Source organism: Clostridium sp. AM27-31LB (assembly GCF_003480745.1).
Taxonomy (GTDB): domain Bacteria; phylum Bacillota; class Clostridia; order Lachnospirales; family Lachnospiraceae; genus Butyribacter; species Butyribacter intestini.
The window spans coordinates 94,434-118,390 of sequence record NZ_QUJS01000010.1 but is presented as its reverse complement, the minus strand read 5'-3'; the positions used below and the strand labels follow the sequence as shown (position 1 = coordinate 118,390).

The 23,957-nt window shown below is 37.1% G+C and carries 19 protein-coding genes; 4 read left to right on the top strand and 15 right to left on the bottom strand.

Translation table 11 applies throughout. The features are described from left to right. Positions 1-74: 74 nt before the first annotated feature. The 8 genes from DW721_RS13555 to DW721_RS13520 all read right to left on the bottom strand — a co-directional run bounded on the left by DW721_RS13555 (position 75) and on the right by DW721_RS13520 (position 12,481). Positions 75-800 carry an AzlC family ABC transporter permease gene (locus DW721_RS13555; RefSeq protein ID WP_118746074.1) on the bottom strand — a complete coding sequence of 242 codons (726 nt, stop codon included), beginning with the start codon at positions 798-800 and terminating at the stop codon, positions 75-77. A 120-nt stretch (positions 801-920) separates the two neighbouring features. Beyond that, a complete protein-coding gene (locus DW721_RS13550; protein ID WP_182436334.1) occupies positions 921-1,673 on the bottom strand; it encodes a YdcF family protein in 753 nt (250 codons plus the stop codon). A 102-nt stretch (positions 1,674-1,775) separates the two neighbouring features. Continuing rightward, entirely contained in the window at positions 1,776-2,483 is a 708-nt protein-coding gene (locus DW721_RS13545; protein WP_118746073.1) for an acyl-ACP thioesterase domain-containing protein, read from the bottom strand. A gap of 267 nt (positions 2,484-2,750) precedes the next feature. Further along, positions 2,751-7,163 carry an InlB B-repeat-containing protein gene (locus DW721_RS16475; protein ID WP_118746072.1) on the bottom strand — a complete coding sequence of 1,471 codons (4,413 nt, stop codon included), beginning with the start codon at positions 7,161-7,163 and terminating at the stop codon, positions 2,751-2,753. A 398-nt stretch (positions 7,164-7,561) separates the two neighbouring features. Beyond that, a complete protein-coding gene (locus tag DW721_RS13535; protein ID WP_118746071.1) occupies positions 7,562-8,062 on the bottom strand; it encodes a DNA topology modulation protein FlaR in 501 nt (166 codons plus the stop codon). Between the two features lie 39 nt (positions 8,063-8,101). Further along, positions 8,102-8,584: a DUF2500 family protein gene (locus DW721_RS13530; RefSeq protein WP_118746070.1), complete on the bottom strand. Its 483-nt coding sequence runs from the start codon at positions 8,582-8,584 to the stop codon at positions 8,102-8,104. 369 nt (positions 8,585-8,953) lie between these two features. Next, a complete protein-coding gene (locus DW721_RS13525; RefSeq protein WP_055946428.1) occupies positions 8,954-10,732 on the bottom strand; it encodes an ABC transporter ATP-binding protein in 1,779 nt (592 codons plus the stop codon). Then, positions 10,733-12,481 (bottom strand): ABC transporter ATP-binding protein, encoded by a 1,749-nt coding sequence (locus tag DW721_RS13520; protein WP_118746069.1) that lies wholly within the window; start codon positions 12,479-12,481, stop codon positions 10,733-10,735. 571 nt (positions 12,482-13,052) lie between these two features. On the opposite strand from DW721_RS13520, the gene DW721_RS13515 reads away from it, so the two are divergent. Together DW721_RS13515 and DW721_RS13510 are read left to right on the top strand one after the other, a co-directional pair. Then, entirely contained in the window at positions 13,053-14,201 is a 1,149-nt protein-coding gene (locus DW721_RS13515) for an AraC family transcriptional regulator (protein ID WP_118746068.1), read from the top strand. A 155-nt stretch (positions 14,202-14,356) separates the two neighbouring features. Beyond that, on the top strand, positions 14,357-14,917 hold the full coding sequence (locus tag DW721_RS13510) for a DUF5662 family protein (RefSeq protein ID WP_118746067.1): 561 nt from the start codon (positions 14,357-14,359) through the stop codon (positions 14,915-14,917). A 48-nt stretch (positions 14,918-14,965) separates the two neighbouring features. On the opposite strand, the gene DW721_RS16470 is transcribed toward DW721_RS13510, so the two are convergent. The 3 genes from DW721_RS16470 to DW721_RS13495 form a co-directional block, all read right to left on the bottom strand. Continuing rightward, a complete protein-coding gene (locus tag DW721_RS16470; protein WP_243036030.1) occupies positions 14,966-15,151 on the bottom strand; it encodes a hypothetical protein in 186 nt (61 codons plus the stop codon). Beyond that, on the bottom strand, positions 15,123-15,485 hold the full coding sequence (locus DW721_RS13500) for a DUF4869 domain-containing protein (protein WP_243036029.1): 363 nt from the start codon (positions 15,483-15,485) through the stop codon (positions 15,123-15,125). Before DW721_RS13500 ends, DW721_RS16470 begins: the two co-directional genes overlap by 29 nt. Before the next feature lie 293 nt (positions 15,486-15,778). After that, positions 15,779-16,771, bottom strand: coding sequence for a hypothetical protein (locus tag DW721_RS13495; protein WP_118746090.1), 993 nt, complete (start codon positions 16,769-16,771; stop codon positions 15,779-15,781). Positions 16,772-17,116: 345 nt separating this feature from the next. Here DW721_RS13495 and DW721_RS13490 point away from each other — a divergent pair, with 345 nt between their 5' ends. Continuing rightward, the gene (locus tag DW721_RS13490; RefSeq protein WP_022013909.1) at positions 17,117-17,821 is read left to right on the top strand and encodes a phosphatase PAP2 family protein; all 705 of its coding nucleotides are present in this window, start codon (positions 17,117-17,119) and stop codon (positions 17,819-17,821) included. Here DW721_RS13490 and rsmA read toward each other — a convergent pair. From rsmA to DW721_RS13470, 4 genes are all read right to left on the bottom strand, one after another. Then, the gene (rsmA, locus tag DW721_RS13485; RefSeq protein WP_118746066.1) at positions 17,799-18,659 is read right to left on the bottom strand and encodes a 16S rRNA (adenine(1518)-N(6)/adenine(1519)-N(6))-dimethyltransferase RsmA; all 861 of its coding nucleotides are present in this window, start codon (positions 18,657-18,659) and stop codon (positions 17,799-17,801) included. The genes DW721_RS13490 and rsmA overlap by 23 nt on opposite strands. A gap of 31 nt (positions 18,660-18,690) precedes the next feature. Next, positions 18,691-19,458 carry a TatD family hydrolase gene (locus tag DW721_RS13480; protein ID WP_118499724.1) on the bottom strand — a complete coding sequence of 256 codons (768 nt, stop codon included), beginning with the start codon at positions 19,456-19,458 and terminating at the stop codon, positions 18,691-18,693. Between the two features lie 371 nt (positions 19,459-19,829). After that, positions 19,830-21,275, bottom strand: a complete 1,446-nt coding sequence (locus tag DW721_RS13475) for a sodium:proton antiporter (RefSeq protein WP_118746065.1) — start codon at positions 21,273-21,275, stop codon at positions 19,830-19,832. Between the two features lie 120 nt (positions 21,276-21,395). Continuing rightward, positions 21,396-22,892, bottom strand: a complete 1,497-nt coding sequence (locus DW721_RS13470; protein ID WP_243036028.1) for a spore germination protein — start codon at positions 22,890-22,892, stop codon at positions 21,396-21,398. Positions 22,893-23,208: 316 nt separating this feature from the next. Between DW721_RS13470 and DW721_RS13465 the strand changes: the two genes are divergently transcribed. Beyond that, a complete protein-coding gene (locus DW721_RS13465) occupies positions 23,209-23,955 on the top strand; it encodes a hypothetical protein (RefSeq protein WP_118746064.1) in 747 nt (248 codons plus the stop codon). The last annotated feature ends 2 nt before the right edge of the window (positions 23,956-23,957 follow it).

Sequence of the window (23,957 nt, the reverse complement as noted above, 5' to 3'; positions counted from 1 at the left end):
CTTTTATGGATATAAAATCATTTTTCGTTTTCAACATTACTTCTTCACAAATCTTTACTAAATATATCAGAGATTTAATTTCCTTCCTCCTCATCAATCGGATAAAGCCACGCACCGACTGCCGATGCAGCTACCGCACATATTATTATCACAAAGCCTGACGAAACCTTATTCAACACTGGAATCCATCTAAACATACAGCTTAATACCACGGCAATTATTATTACTTTCAGAAAACGACTGTCGTCCCTTGCCGCCGGAAGAATTATCGCAAGGAACATTCCATATATTGCAATACCCAGTGCGTCACTTATAACTGCCGGAAGTATGCCGCCAAGCAGTGCACCAAACGCTGTTCCCGCTATCCAGCCGATGTATGAAACCGATATAATCCCAAGCATATAATATTTGCTTACGGTCTTGTTTCTGCTGACTGAAACCGCAAATATCTCGTCCGTCACGCAAAAACTTACTGCCATTCGTGTCGGCTTTTTAAAGGTGTCATCCACCTTTTGTGCAAGTGACAATGACATAAGTGCATATCGTATATTTATAACAAGCTGCGTAAGTGCCATCTCGACAAGACCACCGCACGCAGCCATTATCTCAACACCGGCAAACTGTCCCGCCGATGTTACATTTGCAACCGATATAAGTATCGCCTGCCACGGTGTAAGCCCTGCCGAAACTGCCATTATTCCAAATGCAAAACTCACCGACAGATAACCAAGTGCTATCGGTATTCCGTCCTGTACTCCTCTTTTTATATCTTTCTTTTTATCTGATGCTTCATTTTCCATTTTTTCCTCATTTCCATATAGATACATCACTTCGTAAAACTTGTTTCCTGATATATCCAAACAATGTATTTATACGATTTTTCTTTTATATTTTCAGCCGTTTTCGCATAACATTTTTTATCATATCTGATTAAAAATCTTATATTTTATAACCGCAAATGCTTCTCTCACAAAACTGTTGGGTATCGTAATCGGCTTAGTCTTTGCACTTGCACCGCTCACATCTGTGTAACCCATCTTTTTTGCTATGCATTTTGCCCTGTAAATATGAAAATCATTGCTGACAATAACAGTCTTTTTTTCTTTGCTGCCAATAAGCTCAGCCGAAAATTTCAGATTTTCATTTGTATTTTTTGACCGGTCCTCAAGTATTATCCTGTCACTTTTTATTCCGTTTTTGACAAGATAATCAGACATTGCTTTAGCCTCCGTTATTTCCTCGCCTTTACCCTGACCACCCGAAACAACAACCTTTGTCCCCTCATTTTCATTAAGATAATCAAGTGCCACATCAAGACGGTATTTGAGGTTTAAGGTAACTCTTGTCCCATTCACCCTCGCACCGAGAACCACTATATAATCTGCATTTTTCTCCGGTTTCTGAACCGCATTTTTAATTATAGCACTTTCCGCAACACCGAAAGCACCTAGAAATAATATCACACATACAATCAATGCCACTGACACCGCCTTAGGCAGATGCAGTCTGCCGTTGTGACACATCCTCAAAGCTGTTCCAGCCGCTGAAAGCACCACGCCGAGAAGCAGCCAGAAATATGTAAATGAATTATTCAAACCGATAATGAACGCATAAGCTCCAAAATACACCACGGATGCAATCCCAAGCACCCATAATACAAAAGCTAAAACCATAAAAAACTCCATTCCTGCCCGCTTTTCAGGGCATCTCAAATTTGTGCGTAACCACAAATCCTGCGTGTAAAAATGTCAAGCGGCTATTCGCAATCCGCTTTGCTACCTGATAGTTTTAAACTGCACGACCGCATACGCTTTGCCCTCTTCATCATCAAGCGAAACAAAAGTCTCATTTTCCTGCTCACATATCACCGGAACAATAACATCACCAAGAAGTGCCTGTTTCTTATACTCGACACGGAGTTCTTTAACAGACTTAAGTTCAATCTGGTTCATCGCCATCCTCACATACTGTCCGTTATTTACATGGTGGTTTGTGTCAAGCTGTGACTCCTGCACCACAAACTCCCTGCCTTTCACACCGCCCTCCGGCACTTTAATCTTTCTCGGTGCATAATCCATTTCAAGCGGCTCATGTGTACCATAGACATCCCCTATCTCAGGCGTAACTATCATAGGTCTGTTTTTCTCTAAATCCATAAGCACCCAGAGTGAATTTGCAATAGCAACCCTGCTGCCGTCCTCCTTTGTAATAAGAAAATTTCTGTGACCGAACATCTTTTCATATCCAAATGACTGCGTACCAATTATAATATTTTCGCCCATCCTCGGATATTCATCAATAACTATCTGCCATGAATTAAGAATCCACGCAATCTGCCTTTCCTTATGAAAATCAAGACCGACTCCCAAATCCTCGGACTGAAAATTCGTGCAGTCCTGCATATAATTTATAATACCGTCAAGCGTAAGCCTTGCGTCACTGTCAACCTCACTATATCTTACTCTGCTGTTAAAAGTGTACATATCATTCCAATCCTTTCTGTCAAATCATATCGTTTTATAAACATCTTTACTATTATACTCCTTATGACACAAATTTTCATTTACTTTTTTATGACAATACCAAAAAGATAGTAACAGTTCAGCAAAAAAACAAGCCAATAATACATCGAGCAAGCTCGTGTATTATTGACTTATCTTTTTTTGGCTGAACTGTTACAAAAGAGATGCAATTTGTAAATTTATACAAACTACATCCCTTTTATTACACTGCTTACCTTATACAAAAAATTATTTCTTAAGCTTCATTTTTCTGCTGAATCCTGTTTTTTTATTAAACAGCTTTTTATACTTTTTATATTTTGACTTTGGTACCTTTATAACAGCTTTTTTGTATATGCCCTTAAATACATTCTTTCCAACACTCTTAAGCACTGATGATTTTACTGTTATATTTTTAAGCTTTTTGCTTCCGTTAAAAGCATTTTTGCCAATTATTGTAACATTTTTACCAATAGTTACTTTCTTCAAAGTCTTTTTGTTTTTTAATGCATTTCCGGCAACAGACTTAACCTTATAAGAAAATTTTCCTATCTTTACAGTGTCCGGTACAGATATTGAAGCTTTATTTTTAATCGGTTTAACAAACTGAACTTCTCCACCTGTTATCTTACTTTTAACAACTTTTCCAGGTTTTGTAACCTTAAAATATGCATTATATTTTGTAAGTTTCTTTATAATTCCCTTTTTCAACAGCTTAACCTTACTGCCTGCACTTGGATTATTACTGCCCGGCTTTGTTGTCGGTTTCGTTGTCGGTTTTGCTGTCACTTTTGCTGTTGCAGCCGGTGTCTTTGTTGGTGTTGTCGTCGGCTTTGCAAGCGGTTTCTCAGTCACCTCCGGTGCAGGAGTTTTTGCTGCTTCTGCTTCTTTTTGCTTCCACTTAGCATAGACACTTATATCCTGTGCATTTCCCGATGCAATCTCAGAGATTCTTGAGATAATATCAAATTTTGAAGATGTGTACCAGCCTTCAAATGTATAACCGTCTTTTGTCGGCTCCTTAAGTTTTATCCTGTCTGCTGTTGTATAAGTCGATGGGTTTTCAGAATTATTTACACCACCATTCAAAATATAATTTATCAAAAATCTTCCATAATTTATGGTCGTATATTGATATGCATAATTATTATATGTGTACATTTCGTTTGAGGCATCCTGAACATGAGCAAGCACCGCTACTTTTCCATTATCATCTGCCCAATCCTGCTTTATGTTTACCTTAAACATCTTGGCACTTCCCGGTTCCAGATTTGAAACATCCCTTTCTCCATATGACTCTGTCACATCATTTGCGTTATATAGTTTAAGAGCCGCTGAATCCTTTCTATTGCCTTCATTCTTAACCTCGACAAGCATATATGGATAAGCACCTGAATCGCACATCTGTGTTCTTACAACAAAATCACTATTTCCTAAAGCCATCTCTGTGCCGTTGTTATCCTTTGTCTTTTCCTCTATCTCTTTTGGCTCATTATTAATATTCGGTGAAGTTGATGCTTCCTCTGTTTGTGCCGGTTCCATAGAAATCAAATTATCTCCTGAGTTGGCAGTATCCTCCGGCATTGACGAAACTATGTCCGCCGAAACTTTCCAGTCTCCATATTCCGCAATGTTCATACCTGACAGTTCAAGTGTAATGTTCTTTTCGTTACCCGGCTCTATATCAACCGCATAATATTTTGACTTCTGTGCCACTTCTTTTCCGTCTGCATCATTTACCTTTACCTCAACATACGAAATCTTTTTATTTCCATCATTCTTAAGTTTTAAAGTTACCGGAAGTTCCTCTCCCATCAAAGAATTATTCAAATCGTAACTTGCCTCTTCCACATTCAGATCATAGTAATCCGTCACTTCAAAAGCATCTATCTCTGAATCTGTAACACCTCTGTCACCCTCGACATCATAATCATCCGATGATGCAACGATAAAATCTTTATCTGCTATTGTAAATGCCGATACATTTCTCAGCCAGCGTTCTTCCTGTGTAACCTGAACAGCATCTCCATATGTACCATCTGCCGTTTTATATCTTACAAAAATCTCTGTTCCATTTTCAGTATTCTTCGCATAATAAATACCTCTGTCAGTTATAGCATATACTCCGTCATAACTTCCCATATCATCAACGATACCATTAACTGTACCATCATCTTTCAGATACGAAAGTTTGCTATTTGATGCAATCGTGAATGTTTCTTTTCTATCATTCTTGTATCCATAATCTACAGTTACGGCACTTCCTGTGCAAACACTGATGTTTTCCTGACTGTCACCATCCGTATATGATTTTATTTCCTGCTCATCCGTAGAAAAATCATTATCTGAATCCACACCATATACGCAGGTTATCTTATTGTCTTTAATACCTGCTGCAAGGGATGTAACTGAGTTGAGGTTTCCTGCTGCTTTCTTTACATTCCAGTTTTTTGTTACCAAAGCATCATTTATGGTGCAGTTTGAGATATTTATATAGTTCTTATCTGTTCCTGTTCCAAAATAATCGCCCTCTGCATTTGCCGCACTGCATACATATATCTGACCTTCATTAACAATAATATCAGCATTATAATCAAATGCAGCGTCCGTTTTTATCTTTCCATAATCAATCCACTTATTATTTTCAGTATCATATTTTTTTACATGAAGTTCAACATTTTTCCATATTGATTTAAGAATACTGTCTTTTTCTGCATCTGTTGAAGCTGAAGCATAACTTTTTAATATTTCCGGCCCTACAGATGACTCCTGATAAACCATATAATAGTCCTTGCCATCAGTATATAATTTCTGATTCATCTCACTGACCGCTGTCGAAGAATCACTTTCATCCTGGTCTACTTTTTTTGCGTCCGACCACGAACCTGTATTTCCATCGGCAGTATATGTCTGATAATACAGTTTAGGTGCTGTATAATCCGTACCATTTACATTTTCACGCACCGTATATACATTTAAAGCATCTCTTCCATTTGATGACACAACCGGTTCTGCCGCCGGATTAACTCCCGAAGCAATTACTGTTTTGTCACCTTTAGAAACAGCCTTTATCTTTATTTTATCTGCATTTTTTGAAAGTTTATAATTTGCCAAGTCATATAATTGTGAAAAATCTGTCATGCCATCAGATATTTTCTTAACTGACTGTGCCGACTTTTTATCTTCTCTTGTCCATAAATGGAATGTTCCTTTTGCAATGTCATATTTTGGTTCAAACCATGCAACTCTTGCATATATTCCTATCGAACTGCTAAGATCAAGATATGTAAATCCAGGCTCCTCGCTCAAACTTGCTATAACAAGTTTTGTCTCGAGTCCTGCCGAGCCATACACTCCACCATTGAGATACTTAAATCCCACGCCTGCATTTGCCTCAAGAGATGGTTTTAATGTTAGTGACGAATCTCCCTCAAGTTTATTTTCATTAAAATCATATGTTATGGTATCCGCAAAATCCGCTTCAATTGCTCCTGTTATTCCTATAGTTACCGGTATAACCCATACAACAAACTGCCAGTCAAACTCTGCTGATGCCTCAGCCGTCACGCACAGATAACCTGTTCCTGACGATAATGTTCCGTCACTATTTACGCCTGCCTCTGCATATCCGCTTGCCGTTACCTCTACGCCTTTATCAAAACCTGCCATTCCCATGACGCCTTTTTTCTTCTGCTTCTTTTTCAACTGTGCTATGGCAGTCTTCATATTTGTCGAAGCAAACTTTGCCGCTTTAACCTGATTAAGCATTTTTTTGTAATTTTCAAACAGGGCATTATCATCAAAAGTTTCATCATCGACATTAAAACCTATATGGATAGTATCTTCAGACACTTTATAATCCAATGGTATTGAAGGAAAACCAAAATTTAATTCCGTCCCTCCAAATATAGGCACTTTGTCGCTAACAGTTATTTTATTCTCATTTCCAAAACTAAGCTCTGTATGCTCAGTATAATTTGGATTTTCCGCTATCTCAAGCCTAAGCGAAGTTGATATTTGATTTCCATCATTATCATACACGGTTATAAACACTCCCGTACCTACCGAAAAATCATTAATACTTATATCATTGAACTCACCTGTGGTACTGCTTGCAATTTCTTTATCTCCACTTTCCGTTCTCTGAAAAAGTTTATATGCTGCTACTGTTTCTGCATCATTGCAAACAGCGGCATCAATAGAAAACTTCCAGCCTGCCGTTCCTTTATTAACCTTTTTATATGTATCAACCAGGTCTAATTTTCCAGCCCCTCTTTTATATACGGCTGACTGTAACCTGTGTGCATCTAAAGTTGCCGCTTTAATCGTAATCTTCCCTGTGCTCTCATCACCAATACTATATTTAGCATTGTAATCATAATAATTATTACACTTAACAGATATATCATAATTTCCCGTACCCGGATTATCTATTTTAATGGTTCCATAATCACTTGTCGTATATGTACTTCCGCCTATACTAACCTCTGCCCCCGGAACAATCTCTCCATACTGATTCATGACAACAAGTTCATATTGTCCCTTAGGAACATCATCTTCACCGTCATCTGTCGGTTCCCCTCCTGAACAACCTGTTAAGACCAAAGAAGTTGCGACCAACACACACAACAATTTCTTTTTAAACCTTTTTCCAAACTCCATTTACAAAACTCCTTTCTTTTCTCTCCATTATCAGACATTTGCGAAACTCTAGGCAAGCTATATTTTTTTGTGCAACTTTACATATCATAAGCAAGGTGCTTCTGACACCGTCGGTACTTAAGTTGCGTCTTTTGCAGCTTTATGTACCGATACGAGTGTCGGGCAGCGAAAGCGTGCCTTGTGTTGATATTGTATATGTTGCACAAAAATTCACAACCTATAATCAGTTTCACCATCACTTTACTATTATACTCCTTATGACACAAATTTTCATTTACTTTTTCATGACATTCCAAAATTCATTCCTCTATAGCACCATGCCGCCCTGCTGCCTGCTTACAGCACTGTTAGCTGCTGACACCGGCATATCACCGCCATAACCAAACCTCCATAATCTTTTAATATTTTCTTGAAATAAACTCATATGCCTCATCAGAATTGCGAAATATTTTCACCTTTTCGCCATAAGAATTTAACTCCTTAAACAAATCCTTTTTCATATCATCAAATTCCAACACCCACTTAATATTATACCTCAAAAAATTCAAAGTCGGCTTTGTATTATAGTGTTCTTTCCCTATTCTTTGTTTTATCCACCGTTTGAATACCCGAAACAATCTTACAGAAGTTTTTTCGTCCAAGACAACTATATAATCACAGCAACCAAAACTTTCCTTAAGGCACTTTCTTGGACTTCCCTCTACTATCCAATCATCACCACTGATAATCTTTTGAAAATACAAATCACGTTCTTTGGGTGTCCGTTTTCTGTCTCCATCCGGAGTCCTGTCCCAGACAACATTGTCCTTTTCATAATACGGCACATTATATTTCTGTGATATTTTTCCTGCCAATGTTGTTTTTCCACTTGCCACTGAACCTATAATATCTATTTTCATTATAACAGTACCACCTTTCCAAAATCACCCGCCATTGTATTACAATTTTTTTAACCCATTTATAAACTCAGGCAATACCGTCTGGTCTGCATCAAATTCAAATTCCAAAGAATGTGTCATATGGACGCCATATATTTTTCCTTTTACAGCAAAATGACCGCAAGCATCCATTTCAAAAGATATTTTGCTCCCATAACTTATATCTTTAAATTCTAATTTATCACACTTGAATTGATAAAACAGTTCCATTTGCCTGACAAACTGTTCCCACTTACTGCGGTCACATTCATAATCAGCCAGTCCCGAAAAATCATTTGCATTTGCATACCTGTGACTTGAAACATCTGCCCTCTTTGCAATCACTGTCGCAGGAACATTTATTAAAGGGGAGTGATTATTTCTATTCCATTGCACTACAACTTTCACCACGACATAGCCTATCACTCCAAAAAAGCACACAAAAAACAGCACGACCAAAATATCAAATGATGTGTCAAACATTGCATCAGATTCATAAAACATACCTAATATCTCCTCTCCCCAATTAATTCTATATTATTCTCATAATAACATTACGTCTAACTATATGCAACAAAATAACCCCTTTCAATCGTATATTCCACCAAATCAATCCAACTGATAATGTAACAGTTCAGCTTTCCATTTCCTACATTCATAAACCTGCCAACCGCTGCCATATCATTTTTTGTTCATTTCTCCAATAAACAGGAAAACAGGGGCTATAATGTTTAGCAAGTGGCATTTTCAAACTCGCTGGCACTTATGCACCGTATTTTGGTGCATTAGTACCGCTGCGTGTTTGTATAGCGCAAGCGTGCCACCTAAGAACATATATAGCCCCTGTTTTCCGTTATTCCTACTACTTAACTGTTACATATATTGCGACATATAAAGCTCATAATAAGCCCCTTTATTTTCAAGAAGTTCATCATGACTTCCAGCCTCCACGATGCCGCCCTTATCTATATACATGATAGTGTCGGCATTTTTTATAGTGGAAAGTCTGTGTGCTATGATAAATGAAGTTCTTCCTTTAAGAAGATTGTTAAGACCTTCCTGAAGTACGATTTCCGTTTCCGTATCAATACTTGAAGTAGCTTCGTCAAGTATAAGGATTGCGGGGTCTGCAAGCAATGCCCTCGCAAATGAGATAAGCTGTCTCTGTCCAACTGAGAGTCTGCTTCCTCTCTCATTTACCTGAGTATTATAACCGTCCTCCATCTCCATAATAAAGTCATGTGCACATACCGTCTTTGCCGCCTTTATTACTTCTTCATCCGTTGCAGTCTTATTTCCGTACCTTATGTTATCCATAATAGTTCCCGAAAATATAAAACTGTCCTGCATCATCACACCCATCTGTGTTCTGAGCGAATGTATTTTTACCTTTGATATGTCAATTCCATCAATAAGAACTTTTCCGCTGTCAACATTGTAAAAACGGCTCAAAAGATTTACGATTGTTGTCTTTCCTGCTCCCGTTGGTCCGACTATCGCTATCGTCTGTCCCTGTTTCACATCAAAACTTACATCTTTAAGAATAGGTACTCCATCCTCATAGCTAAATTTTACATTTTCAAATGATACATCACCTTTTATCGGAGGCATATCCGTTGCGTCAGGTGCATCCTTAACTTCCACCGGCTCATCTATTGTCTCAAATATTCTTTCAAGATATGAGATTGCAGTTAAAAGACTGTTATAAAAACTTGCGATAGTATTTATAGGTGCCCAAAATCTGCTTATATAAGCCGTAAATGCGATAAGTACACCGACTGTAACTCCTGACTGTCCGCCGTTTATAATACACGAAACACCGACTACATATATAAATGATGTTGTTATCGTTGATATAAGGTCAACCATAGGACCCATAGCAAAGTTATAATATACCGCCTTAAGCCATGCATTTCTGTAGGACATACTGAGGTCATTAAATATGTCCATGTTTTTTTCTTCTCTTACAAAAGCCTGTGTAACCCTGATTCCGTTAATACTCTCTGCTATGTAAGCATTTAAGTTTGACTGCTTGTTGCTCTGAACCTGCCATGCATGGCTCTGTCTCCGTTTCAAAAACACTACATATATGACAAGCACCGGAAGTCCGCAGAGACATATAAGTGTAAGTTTAGGACTCATTGCAAACATAAATATCAATATAAATATAAGATTGCAAAGGTCGGTTATCGTATTTATAATACCGTTTGAAAGAAGGTCACTAAGGTTGTTTACATAATTTACTACCCTTACCTGAATTTTTCCGTGCGGTCTTTCATCATAATAACTAAAAGGAAGTTCCTGAAGATGTTTAAAAATATCTTCTCTTATCGTATGTATTATGTCCTGACCGACTTTAGTTGTCACATCTATCTTTATCCTTGTGCTTATTACCGAATAGAGAACGATAACACCGGCAAGTGCCGTGAGCATCACGATTGATTTTATATCTTTATCAGGTATATACTTATCCATTTCAATCTGCAAAAACTTCGGAAGAAACATTCCAAGTCCCGATGAGGAAAGCATAAGCACAAGCACAAAAAGCATTTTTCCTTTATAAGGCCTGATATAATCAACAAGTCTTTTAAGCTGCTTAATATCAAATTTCTGCTCTACTACTTCGTCAACATCGTATTTATTTCTAGCCATCTATTTCACCCCCTGTTCTCTTATTTTAGCTGCCATTGGATACTGGTGATAATAAACCGTCGCATAATATCCGTTTTTTGCAACAAGCTCCTCATGTGTTCCCTGCTCAATAATCCTGCCCTGGTCAAGCACGAGTATCTTATCCGCATCTTTAATAGAAGAAATTCTGTATGCGATTATAAATGTCGTGCAGGCATGATTTATATTTTCAAGCTGTCTCTGAATATAACTCTCCGTTTCCATGTCAACAGCCGATGTTGTATCGTCAAGAATAAGGATTGACGGATCTTTAAGTAATGCTCTTGCAAGCGAAATTCTCTGCTTCTGACCGCCTGAAAGACCTACTCCACGCTCACCTACGATAGTGTCGTATCCGTCAGGAAGATTTTTAATAAATAAATTTGCATCCGCCATCTTTGCAACACGCTTTACATCCTCAAAGGTGCAATCCGGTCTTCCGTATGCGATATTTCCCTCGATTGTATCTGAAAAGAGAAATACATCCTGCATCGCAATACCGATATTTTCCCTGAGTTCATACATATCCATGTCTTTAACATCTACACCATCAACATAGACACTTCCCTCTGTCGCATCAAAGAAACGGCACAAAAGGTTCATCACCGTAGACTTTCCTGCACCTGTAGTTCCTATTATTCCGACAGTTTCACCTTTCTTAACATCAAAATTTATATCGTGAAGAATGTCCTCATCATCTGCCTGATACGAAACATGCTCAAATTTGACATTTCCATCAAGTTTCTTGCGGTGTATAGGATTAAGCGGCTTCTTAACATCCGGCTCAGCGATATATGTATTGTAGATTTTTTCAACAGAAGTCGTAAATCTCTGCATATCATTGATAAGCCAGCCCGCCATACGAAGCGGCATTGTGAGCATCCAGAGATAACCATTCACTGCAACAAGGTCACCCATTGTCATCTGACCGTTCACAACCATAATACCGCCGACAAGCATAAGTACCAATGTAAGAATATTTGAGAAAAGTTCAAACAGCGGCACATATTTTTTCCAAACATTTGCCGCACCAAGCTCAGAATCCCTGTACTTATCATTCTCAACGGCAAACTTTTCCATCTCATAATCTTCTTTTGCAAAAGCCTTAACAACCCTGTTTCCACTTACATTTTCCTGAACAAAAGTATTAAGACTTGAAAACGCATTACGGCAGTTTCTAAAAGCAGGCTTAACACTCTTTGCCTGAAAATATGTGGTAAGTGCCGTAAGCGGGAGCACGAGCACCATGCAGAGAGCCATTTTCAGATTTGTCGCAAAAATCATGATAAGAGCTATCACAAAATACAAGACATATTCATATGTAACATATATTACATACGCAACAAAATGTCTGATAGCATCCATATCACCGGTCTGGCGGCTCATCAGGTCACCTGTTCTGTTCTTGTTGTAAAAAGCAAAATCCTCCTGAAGAAGTTTTCTGTAAACAGTGTCACGCATACTGTAAAGAACATTCTGCGAACTCGTCTCAAAAAGCACCTGCGAAAAAAATCTGCATATTCCTCTTATTATAATAGTAACAATAAGCACAATAATAAGATTTTTAAGCATACCATACTGTTCATGCTGAATAACTCTGTCAACGATAAGTTTTGAAACATACGGACTCACCAAAGCACAAGCCGCAACAATAGTAGTCAGCACAATGCCCCAAAACATACGCCAGCGGTATTTCTTCAGAAACGAATAAAACCATTTCATCGGTGTCATTTTTCTTGTCCTCCTTTTTCTGTTCATGTACTCTTTTTCTTCTGTTTTTCGTAATTGTTAATGTTTACACCTAGTGTGCTGACCTATTCATATTTAGCTAAATAACAACATGCCAGTACACTAGTGTATTGCCAACTCTGTCATTTGCACATAGCTTTATATCTAATATCAAGTTTGCCGGTAAACAATAACTTACGAAAGTTTCTACAGTATAGCACAGCAGACATATAGATAATATAATAAACATATAAAAAAATTGTATAAACCTATCATATATCAAAATCATATAATACTATTTTAAGCCGCAAAGATACTATTTTGCTTTATTTTTTGCTATCTTTATCACAAACTTATATTATTGAAAAAATCGTTTATATGTTATATAATATCTGCAAACAAAATCAGTGCAAACTAACATTTTCACACCTCATTATTTTTAGTATTATGATGCACGGAGCAACAACATATAGAAATATAACAATTCGTGACAGCAGTTTGGGTAAAGCATATTTTCCCCAACATCATATCACTTTTGATAAAACTGCATAACACCAAAGAACGGAGAACCACTATGGAAAAAAACATTAAAAATCTTTATGAATACTGCGATGGACTTAACTCACCTATAGAGGCATTTTTGCACACCTCGATACCGGACAACTTCCCAATCCTCCCACACTGGCACTATTTTTTTGAAATTATTCATATATTAAACGGAAATGTAGAAGTTACCTGCAATGAAAATGTTTATAATCTTACTCCGGGCGACATTATTATCTTCTATCCGAAACATATACATTCAATTTATGAAACCCCGGCCGAAGCCATATCTGCGTGCACCGAAGCCAGTACCCCAACAACTAACACAGATATTTTAACTTCCGGTAATTTATTTGCAAACAGTCTTTCCGGCAATGAATATGCGTCAAACAATAATATTTCCATCGCCAAAAACGGTCTTTCCTTAAGTAAAAAAGCCTGTTTAAGCCCGCTTTCAACCGATGAAATACATCCTAAGATTGACCAAAAACACGGTTCTATCCAGCCTGTTCCCGAAAAAACAATATTATCTAAAAACTGTAATATACGCTATCAGGTATTAAAATTTGACCTTAACTTTCTTCATATATCAGGCAACTACAAATCAAGATTTTTAAATATGATGAATGTTGCTTATGAACAAAATCCGGAAAATATATTTTTTTCAAAAGAGGATTTAAAAAACTATCAGATTTACGAACTCTTTGAACAATGCATTGAAGAAATAAAAACAAGACAATATGGATACGATACACTCATCGGCACAAATATCGCAAAACTCCTTACATATCTGAGCCGTATATGGATATCAAAAGGCATAGCTGTAGACGAGAAAATACTCTGTGCATCAGCCCCCGACAATCCATTTGACAATATCACGGAATATATTGACCGACATTACAATGAGCAGCTTCAAGTAAAAGAACTAGCCAAAATGTGTAATATGAGTTACTCAAACTTTGCCCGTTCATTCAAGCAGCTTTACAACCAGTCATGCAAAGAATATATAGAATTTATACGGCTTAACCGTGTAGCAGACCTGCTTATATATACCGACCTTGACTTAAATTATATAAGTCAGGAAACCGGATTTTCAGATTGCAGCCATCTGATACGCTCGTTTAAACAGTGGAAAGGAATGACCCCTAAGATCTGGAGGAGAGAATATGGAAATTCATGAGAGATTATGATATACTTGTCTAGTTAGTTGTCCCACCTATACCTAATAACAGGCATAGGTGTTTAAATGAATAAATCATATCTTTTTGCCTATGCCACATTATATCATATGCAAAAAGGTTATGCAATATACATATACCAGAAACGAGGCACATTATGAACTACTTAAAAAATTTTTACGGTCATCTCAGTACAATTCTACACCACAAAAATCTTGTAAGACATTACTGCTTTAAAGCAGGTCTTTACAAGCAAGGGATCATGCACGACTGGTCTAAATATAATCCGATAGAATTTTTTGCAGGTGTAAAATATTATCAGGGTGGCAAAAGAAGCCCAAATTTTGCTGAAAAAGAAGATAAAAAATATTCTTCAGCATGGCTTCACCACAAAGGACGCAACAAACATCATTTTGAATACTGGATAGATTTCGCAATAAACCCAAGAGATGGTCTTGTCGGTATGCCTATGCCTACAAGATATGTCCTCGAAATGTTCTGTGACAGGATTTCCGCAAGCAAAAACTATAACCGTGATACCTACAATGACTCTTTCCCATTGGCATACTACAACAAAAACAAAGATTACTATGTACTGCATCCCGATACACGGGAATTGCTCGAAAAACTGCTGACTATGCTTGCTGATGAGGGCGAAGAAGCAACTTTTAAGTACATTAGGGAAAATATCGACTGGAAGAAGTCGAATAAGTATTGAAAACAATCTTTTCAACAGGTGGTTGCTCATTTATGCAACCACCTGATTCTATCTTCTCTTCCTCTCCTCACGATTGCCATCAAAACAGATTTCATTTACTAACCGCCAAAAATGCAATCCTGTTCCACTATCTCCACCAACAAGTGTTATCCTATCATCAAAAACCAACTCATATGAAAACGGAGTTGCCTTAAATGAAATATTTTTATATATCATCTTTTTCTCTCCTCTCATATTCCTTGCTCCACCATGCATTATACCCTATATTTCCCGTTACAATCTCGCAATCATTAAATCTAAGCTTTGCATCCTTGGGAATATCTGTAAAACCCGGTCTTGACATATATATTTTAATATTATCCATCTGAAATATCATCTTTAATATATTAGGTCCACATTCCTCTACACACACCACTTTTTCAGGATATTTTATAATATTTAACAATGTTTTACAGCCTGATGATAAATTTCTGATTGTTCCCAGACCATACTTTGTCTGAATATGCTTATCCTGTGTTAATATAGCATCATCTGCCCGCTTTATGATAGCAATGTCTTTTTCTGTCATCTCCTCATTGGCTGTATTCAAATTAAAGTATAAATCATTGTATATGATTCAGTCTTTAGAGTCTTTTTTTATTGTATATATGTCAATCATTTCTGCCGCTCCTTTTTATTTAATGTAAATTACATCAACTTATATTCCAACTTACCCCTATATATACAAACAAAAACATCTCTTCAGCTTGATAAATATCATATCAACACAAAGAAAAGATGCTTTTTCCATTTATATTTTTCCAAATATTACTATACTGATATCAAAAAACATTTTAACACAAACAAACACATAACAGTTTGCTACATTGTCACGCAATTTTCTTCTATAATATGCTCAATCTCCTCAACACTTTTCTGCGTTGCAAGTGAAATCTGTTCCAATGTAAACTTATTTTTATACATATTTATAATAATCGTTTCATTGGTTCTTTTCATTCCTCTGGCTTCTCCCCTCGCTTCTCCTCTCGCCTCTGCTCTTTCTTCTATTCCTAAACTTAAATTACACATCACACTCACATCCTCTCTTAATTTTGTATCAACCGGAATATTATATTCTTTTTCAAGAATATCAAATTTCTGTGCCTCTGGCAGTTCATTTGATAGTAATGTACATATCAAACGATGTAATTCATATTTTTCTTCATATTCCGGCAATGTATTGGTTATACCTATCAACACAATGTTTATCAGATCAAGATTCCCCTTCCAATCATATGGCTCTAAAATCTCATCTTTTGCAAGATGTATATGCGACATACTATTGTACTTCATATTCATACATATCCATATGCTAAACACCTGATTTATATCATCATAATTTGAATTCACAAAATCTCTTTCTTTTTGTGATGATATCAATCTGCTCACATAAAAGATTGCCCTATTTAATATTTCATATGCTGGCGGCTCATCTTTTTGACATTCTACATTTATTATAATCTTCGACAAATTGTTTTTGGACTTATCCGGCAGCGGCATTCTTACATAAAATATAATATCAAACCTTATCATTCCCTCATTTATTTCAATATCTTCTGTATTAAATCCATTTATCTTCTCACCTGATACATATTCTGCATTTGTCATACCGGGTTCAATAGGCACTACTCCTATTTCAGGTTCTCCTTCAATATACTTTACAACATCTTTCGGATTCATACCTTTAAATGCACCAACAGTTTTTACTAATATATTTGCTAATATACTCTTTTGTGCAATCAGCTTCTTTGCATACGCATCATATTGTGCCTTATCATCTGCTGCACTCAGCACATTTTTTATTTCTGTATTCAACTTTTCATTCCCCCTCTTATCTTTTTGCATATCACCTCTTATATACCTTATACTCATATTCTTTGATACAATTATATTAAAGATACACTACAAACGCAACTAAATTAATTTTAATATTAATACCTAAAATTTAAATCCATTTATCCCTTATATCAGGATTGTTTAATCCCAAATTTTATGCTAAACTATTCATTACATTTGTTGTCTGACACCTACACACAGCAAATGCAGCAAGTTTTACACGATTATATGTCCCACAGCAATAACGCAACGGTATTTTTATTCTCAACAACATTTGCTTTGACATAACTATATTTACACAAAAACAGCAGAACGAGGTTTTTTATGACTAGATTAAAAGAATTTCTTTTCAAATACAAACACGCAATTATTATTTTATATATGCCGATTTATCTTTTATGGTTTACAAGTCTCGAGAAGAGAACCAATGTGCATTTCACCGACATTCATTGCAAGATTGATGATTATATACCCTTTTGTGAGTTTTTTATAATTCCTTATCTTTTATGGTTTTTATATGTCGCAGTCAGTTTAGTATATCTTTTCTTTCAGACAAAGCACCTCGACGATTTTTATAGGTGTTGTGCCGTGCTGCTACTAGGAATGACGACTTCACTTCTCATTTATACGATTTTTCCAAATCAGCAGACAATGCGGCCTAAAACCTTTGACCACAGCAATATTTTTACTACTATCATTGACATACTTTACCGAACCGACACGGATACAAATGTTTTTCCAAGCATCCATGTGTTCAACTCGATTGCAATCCATTTTGGCATAAGCCGCAGTTATTATTTTAGAAATGTCGATGATGTTAATATTGTTAAGAACGACAAAAAAAGAAAAGCGATTAAAATCATCAGACTTTCATCGCTTATACTTTGTATTCTTATCTGCATATCAACGCTGACACTTAAACAGCACTCATTTTTAGACCTTGTCGGCGGTTGTGTATTATTTGCTTTTTATTACACGATTGTTTATATCAGACCTTTCAGGCAGACTAAGCTTTCAACAGATTGCTAAGCTCGGCGAACTGTTCAAGACTTAATGCCTCTCCTCTGACCGTTGCAGGAAGTCCCATTTTTTCTAATGCTGTGACAACCTGTTCTTTATTTACACCTAGATTTGAAGCATTATTTAATCCGTTCTGAAGTGTTTTTCTTCTCTGATTAAATGATGCTCTTATTATTTTAAACATAAATGCTTCGTCTTTTACATCAACCGGTCTTTCCGCATGGCAGGTAAGCCTTATAACCGCAGAGCCGACATTTGGACGCGGCATAAAACAATTTGCCGGAACATTAGCGACTATCTCCGCTTTTGAATAAAACTGTACGGCAAGCGACAATGCACCATAATCTTTTGTTCCCGGTCCTGACTGCATCCTGTCTGCGACCTCTTTCTGCACCATGACTGTTATGCTTTCAAGTGGCACATGACTTTCAAATAATCCCATTATGATAGGTGTTGTTATATAATATGGAAGATTTGCAACAACCTTTATCGGCTTGCCGCCGTTATGCTCCTTTGCCACTTTTGCAATGTCAAGTTTAAGTATATCCTCATTTACAACCGTGACATTGTCATAAGCAGACAATGTATCTGCAAGTATGGGTATGAGATTGTCATCTATCTCAACCGCCATGACTTCTCTTGCGTTCTCACACAGATATTGTGTCATCGTACCTATTCCGGGTCCTATTTCAAGTACAAAATCATCTTTTGTTATCCCTGCCTCGCTTATTATCCTCTCTAAAACATGAGTGTCTATAAGAAAGTTCTGACCAAATTTCTTCTGAAATCTGAAATTGTATTTCTGTAATATTTCTATTGTATTTTGTGGTATTCCAAGTGTTGCCATATTTCCTCATTTCCGTGCTGTTGCACACTAATTATTTTATCCGGTACATCTTCACCGCATTTTCGCAAGTAGTTTTTATGATTTTCTCAGCCGAAATCCCCTTAAGTTCGGAAATACATTCCACCACATACTTAAGATATGATGAGTCATTCCTCTTTCCACGATGAGGTTCAGGGGTCAGATATGGGCAATCTGTTTCAAGCACAATACGCTCAAGTGGTGTCATTTTCACTACTTCTTTGAGTTTTTTGCTGTTTTTAAATGTAACTACTCCGCCAATTCCAAGATAATATCCCATATCAAGATAAATCTGTGCCATCTCCGGACTGTAAGAAAAACAATGGATAACTCCGTTAAGCTCATCCCCGTGATGTGCTTTCATTATATCGAGTGTATCTGCTGCCGCATCCCTGCTGTGAATAATAATCGGCATATCAAGTTCATAGGCAAGGTCAAGCTGTCTTGCAAACCATTTCTTCTGAACTTCCCGTTCCGGCTCGTCATAGTGATAATCAAGTCCTATCTCGCCTATCGCCACGATTTTTTTATCAGCCGCAAGACTTTTAAGCCACTCCATATGGCTCTCGTCAAGTCTCTCTACATCCTCCGGATGGATACCGACCGCACCGTACATAAAATCATATTTCTTAACTATCTCAAATGTCTTTTTTGTCGATGCAACACTTGCACCAACATTTACAACTGTCCCAACTCCTTTATTTTTTAATGAAAAAAGCAATTCTTCCCTGTCCTCATCAAAGCTCTCATCATCATAATGAGCGTGTGTATCAAAAATCATATGTCCCCTTTTCCGTGCTGTTTTTTTGCACATGATAGCGTTTCATTAGAAACTCTTAATAAACCTGTTAAAGTTTATTATATTTTTCTATCAAATAAACATTATTCACATATAAAAATTTTCTGTCAAAAGCAGATTTTACCCTAAATTCTGTCTGCAGCAAAAACTGTCAAAAAAATCCACCATACAAACATTATGCTTAGTATAGCGGATTTTTTACTAAAATACAATTTTTAAAATATTATAAGTACCTTTTTATGGTAGAATAGCCTTTCATTTCTGTAATGAAATACACATAAGCTGCATAGCAGCGACTGACAGCTTGCTGGCAGGTTTATGAATGTAAGAAATGCAAGGCTGAACTGTTACTATTATAAATAGAACACAATCATGTCTATCAAAAATACCGGAATAAGACAGCTTATTGACCAAAGCATATATCCGAAGAATGATGGCATCTTGATACCGTTTTCCTCGGCAATCGAGCGAACCATGAAGTTCGGTGCATTTCCGATATATGTGTTTGCTCCCATGAATACTGCACCTGACGAAATCGCCATAAGAAGTATTTTTGGAACAAATCCTCCCGTAACCTGTATTCCGTCTTTAAATCCAAGTGAAAGTGCTGTCTTAAAGAATACAAGGTATGTCGGTGTATTATCAAGAAAACTTGACAAAAATCCTGTTATCCAGAAGAACTGCCACGGCTTTGTCACTCCTAGTTCCCCGCCCTTTACTTCAAGAATAAGAAGTGTAGGTATCATTGTAATAAATATACCTATGAAAAGAACGGCAACTTCCTCGATGGCATCCCATGTAAAATGGTTATCCTCCCTGATACTCTTGTCCGTAGTCTTGTACGAAAGCAAAGCTGCGGCAAGTATTATGATAACTTCGAGGAGTGATGCATATCCAAACTCTACCTCGCCATATATATGAATATTCTTTGCAAAGAATGGACTTATCTGCGGAAGAACTCCGCTCAATATAACAGCTCCAACTATCATTGCAAGGAAGATTATATTCTTTGCACCTGAAAGACGGATAGGTGTTTTATTTTCAAGCACTTCCGGTTTAAGACCGTCAGCAATATCTTTCTTATATGCATTTGTATCAACTACAAAAAATAGTGCTAAAAGAAGTACAATATTTAATAACAATATCGGAATGAGGTGCAAACTCCAGAAGAAATCAACACCATTCATAAATCCCATCAAAAGCGGTGGGTCACCGACCGGTGTAAGGCAGCCTCCGATATTTGATACAAGGAAAATAAAGAATACTATTATCTGTACTTTTCTTTTACGCCATTTATTTGCTCTGATTATAGGTCTTATCATAAGCATACTTGCCCCTGTCGTACCAATCCAGCTCGACAAAAGCGTACCGATAAGAAGCATCAAAATATTTACTTTAGGTGTACCTACAAGATCGCCCTCAAGTGCTATATTTCCTGCCACGCAGAACAGACCAAACAGCAACACTATAAATGTAATATAATCTCCAAAAATAACTTCGAGAAATTCTTCAAATGTTTTACTTCCGCCATAACCTATGGCAAATGGTATCAAAAACGCAAGTGACCAAAAGATTACTGCTACCGCTTTATATTTTTCCCATAACTCCCCGATAACCAACGGGCATATCGCTATACAAAGAAGCATTCCGACAAACGGAATACAATACGCAAGCGACAGACTGTTTCCAAGCTCCTGCTCAGCTCCCTTTTCTGCTGCAAATGACACAGCCGGATTGACGGCAGCCGCAAGAAGAAGCATTGATACAATAGCCAAAAAGCTGTTTTTTACTGTTTTCATACTCTTACGCCTCCTGTGTAAAATAACACTGTTTCTACTTATTAGAATATAACATTATTCGCATACCGAGTTATTATAGTACAGAGGTCATAAAAAATCAATAAATGTTTTAGATATTTTTTATTGTTTTGATGATTGACGCTCCCTTTTGTGCGTCTTTTCATATGCCGGCAGGCTCATTCTGAAAAATCTTCTTGCAAGACATTTTGCATTGAACGGTATCAGCGGATAGAGATATCCCTCTCCTAATAGTGTATGTGTCATAAGAAGTGATGCTATAAGAAGTACCGTTCCTGCTATAAATCCATATACACCAAATATACTTGTCAATATCAGCAGTATCACTCTATGAAATTTGACTGCATAGGTGAGTTCCATATTGCTCTGCGTATAATTTGCCACCGCAACAAATGCCATGTAGAGCATTATTTCCGGATTAAACCATCCTGAGTCTACCGTATAATCACCAAATACGATACCGGCAACGATACTAAGTGGTGTTGTGAGCATATTCGGGGTGTTGACCGCTGCCATTTTCAATCCGTCTATTGCAAATTCAAGTATAAGGAACTGAAATACAGGTGCCACATTTATATCATCACGGATTAATATAAATTCAAGCGGCTTCGGCACCCACTCCGGATTTTCGATAAGGAGCAGGAAAACAGGTGTGATAAAAACGGCAAGTATATTTGTCACCATTCTTGTAATCCTTAAGTATGTTCCCGTTACAGGAGGAAAATAATAATCATTTGCGTCTTCGATTATACCGAACAATGATGTAGGCAATATCATAACGGCAGGTGAGTTATCGACAAGTATTACAATACTTCCCTCCAGCATACTTGCCGCCGCCGTGTCAGGTCTTTCCGTATATTTGTACTTTGGAAACGGATTTATCCATTTTCCCGGAAAAAGCATCTCCGCAAGGCTTTCCTGATTCATTGTAAGTGCATCAACATCCATTGAATTTATGCTGTCCATGACTTTTTTTACATCTTTTTCATTTACCCTGCCATGCATATATCCGACAGCAATATCCGTCCTTGAACTTCTGCCTACTCTCGCAAATTTAAACATAAGGTTTTTATCTCTTATTCGTCTCCTGATAAGTGCCATATTCGGTATAAGTGCCTCGATAAATCCATCCCTTGACCCCCTTAAAACCTTATCCTTTTCAGGTTCTTCCACACTTCGTCCCGGATATTCCCTAAGATCGAGAGCAAGAATCCCTTCGTACCCCTCTATCATCATACAGGTGAGTCCTGCAAGGAAATTATCTATAAAATCCTGTTCTTCATCAATCTCCATAATATCGACGAACGGTGTACTTTTACTTATAAAACCTGCTAAATCCTCAGGCATATCCTCCTCTTTAATCGAATAAAAAAACTGCATAAGTTTTTCTATCGTATCTCCGGGCAGAAATCCATCCACTGAATATACAGAAACTTTCCTGCCTCCAATCCGGACCTCACGGTGAAGCAGATCAAAATTTTCATCAAGTTTAAAAAGATTGCTTATCTCCTGCTGACGCATTTTGAAATCACTTCCAAAAATAATGGAGCTTTTTTGTTTTGTATTATCTGTACTGTTTTGCTGCGTACCACTATTCATTTCCGACTGCCTCCGATTTGTTACTGTTCGCATTTGCGATATTTGCAAGCAACTTCAATATATTTTTCAATATATCTGATTTTTAACACTATTAAACAAGCAGAAAAGCGAATTGCAAATATCCGCCTGACTATGAACAATGGTTATTGTTTGCAGAAAACAGTAAAATATACATATGCTATGCAGCACATCACAAAGAATAGTATTGATGGACTTGACGAGACTGACAATGATTATATATATTATTATTCAGTTAAATTTGTGAATTAAAGATTTTCAAAAAATATTACACCTTAACACCCCTAGGAGCCGCCCTATGTCAATCACTACATACGACCAGAAACTTTTCGCCGATGCCTGCCAAAAAATTGTTGCCAAAGAGCGTGAAACAAACGGTATCGGCACTCTAAAAGAAAAAACAATGCACGCAGTCCTTAAAAACTTTTATGAGCCTGACATTTCACATCAGGAGATAAAAGTTGGCCGCTTTGTTGCGGATATTTTGCGTGATGATGAGATTATAGAGATACAGACAAGAAGTTTCAATGCAATGCGTAAGAAACTCAGTGTTTTTTTAGAAAAATATCCTGTTACCATTGTCTATCCCATCCCACACAACAAGTGGCTTTACTGGATAGACGAGGACACGGGAGAAGTCTCTAAAAAGCGTAAATCACCTAAAACCGGAACTTTTTTTGATGCTTTTATAGAGCTGTATAAGATAAGTATGTTTTTGTCAAACCCTAATCTGCACATCTGTCTTGTCCTTGTTGATATGGAGGAATACCGACTTTTAAACGGCTGGAACGAGACAAGAAAAAAGGGCTCATCACGCTACGACCGCATACCTGTCGCACTCCATGATGAACTCTATATAGACGGCGGCAAGGACTATGCCCTGCTGCTGCCTCATAATCTCCCGGAAACATTCACCTCAAAAGACCTTGCCAAATGTGCAAAAATCCCCCTCCGCCTTGCACAGACTACACTTACCGTCCTAAAACGAACCGGTGCAGTCGAAGAAATCGGAAAAAACGGGCGGTGTATCTTATATAAAAGATAGGA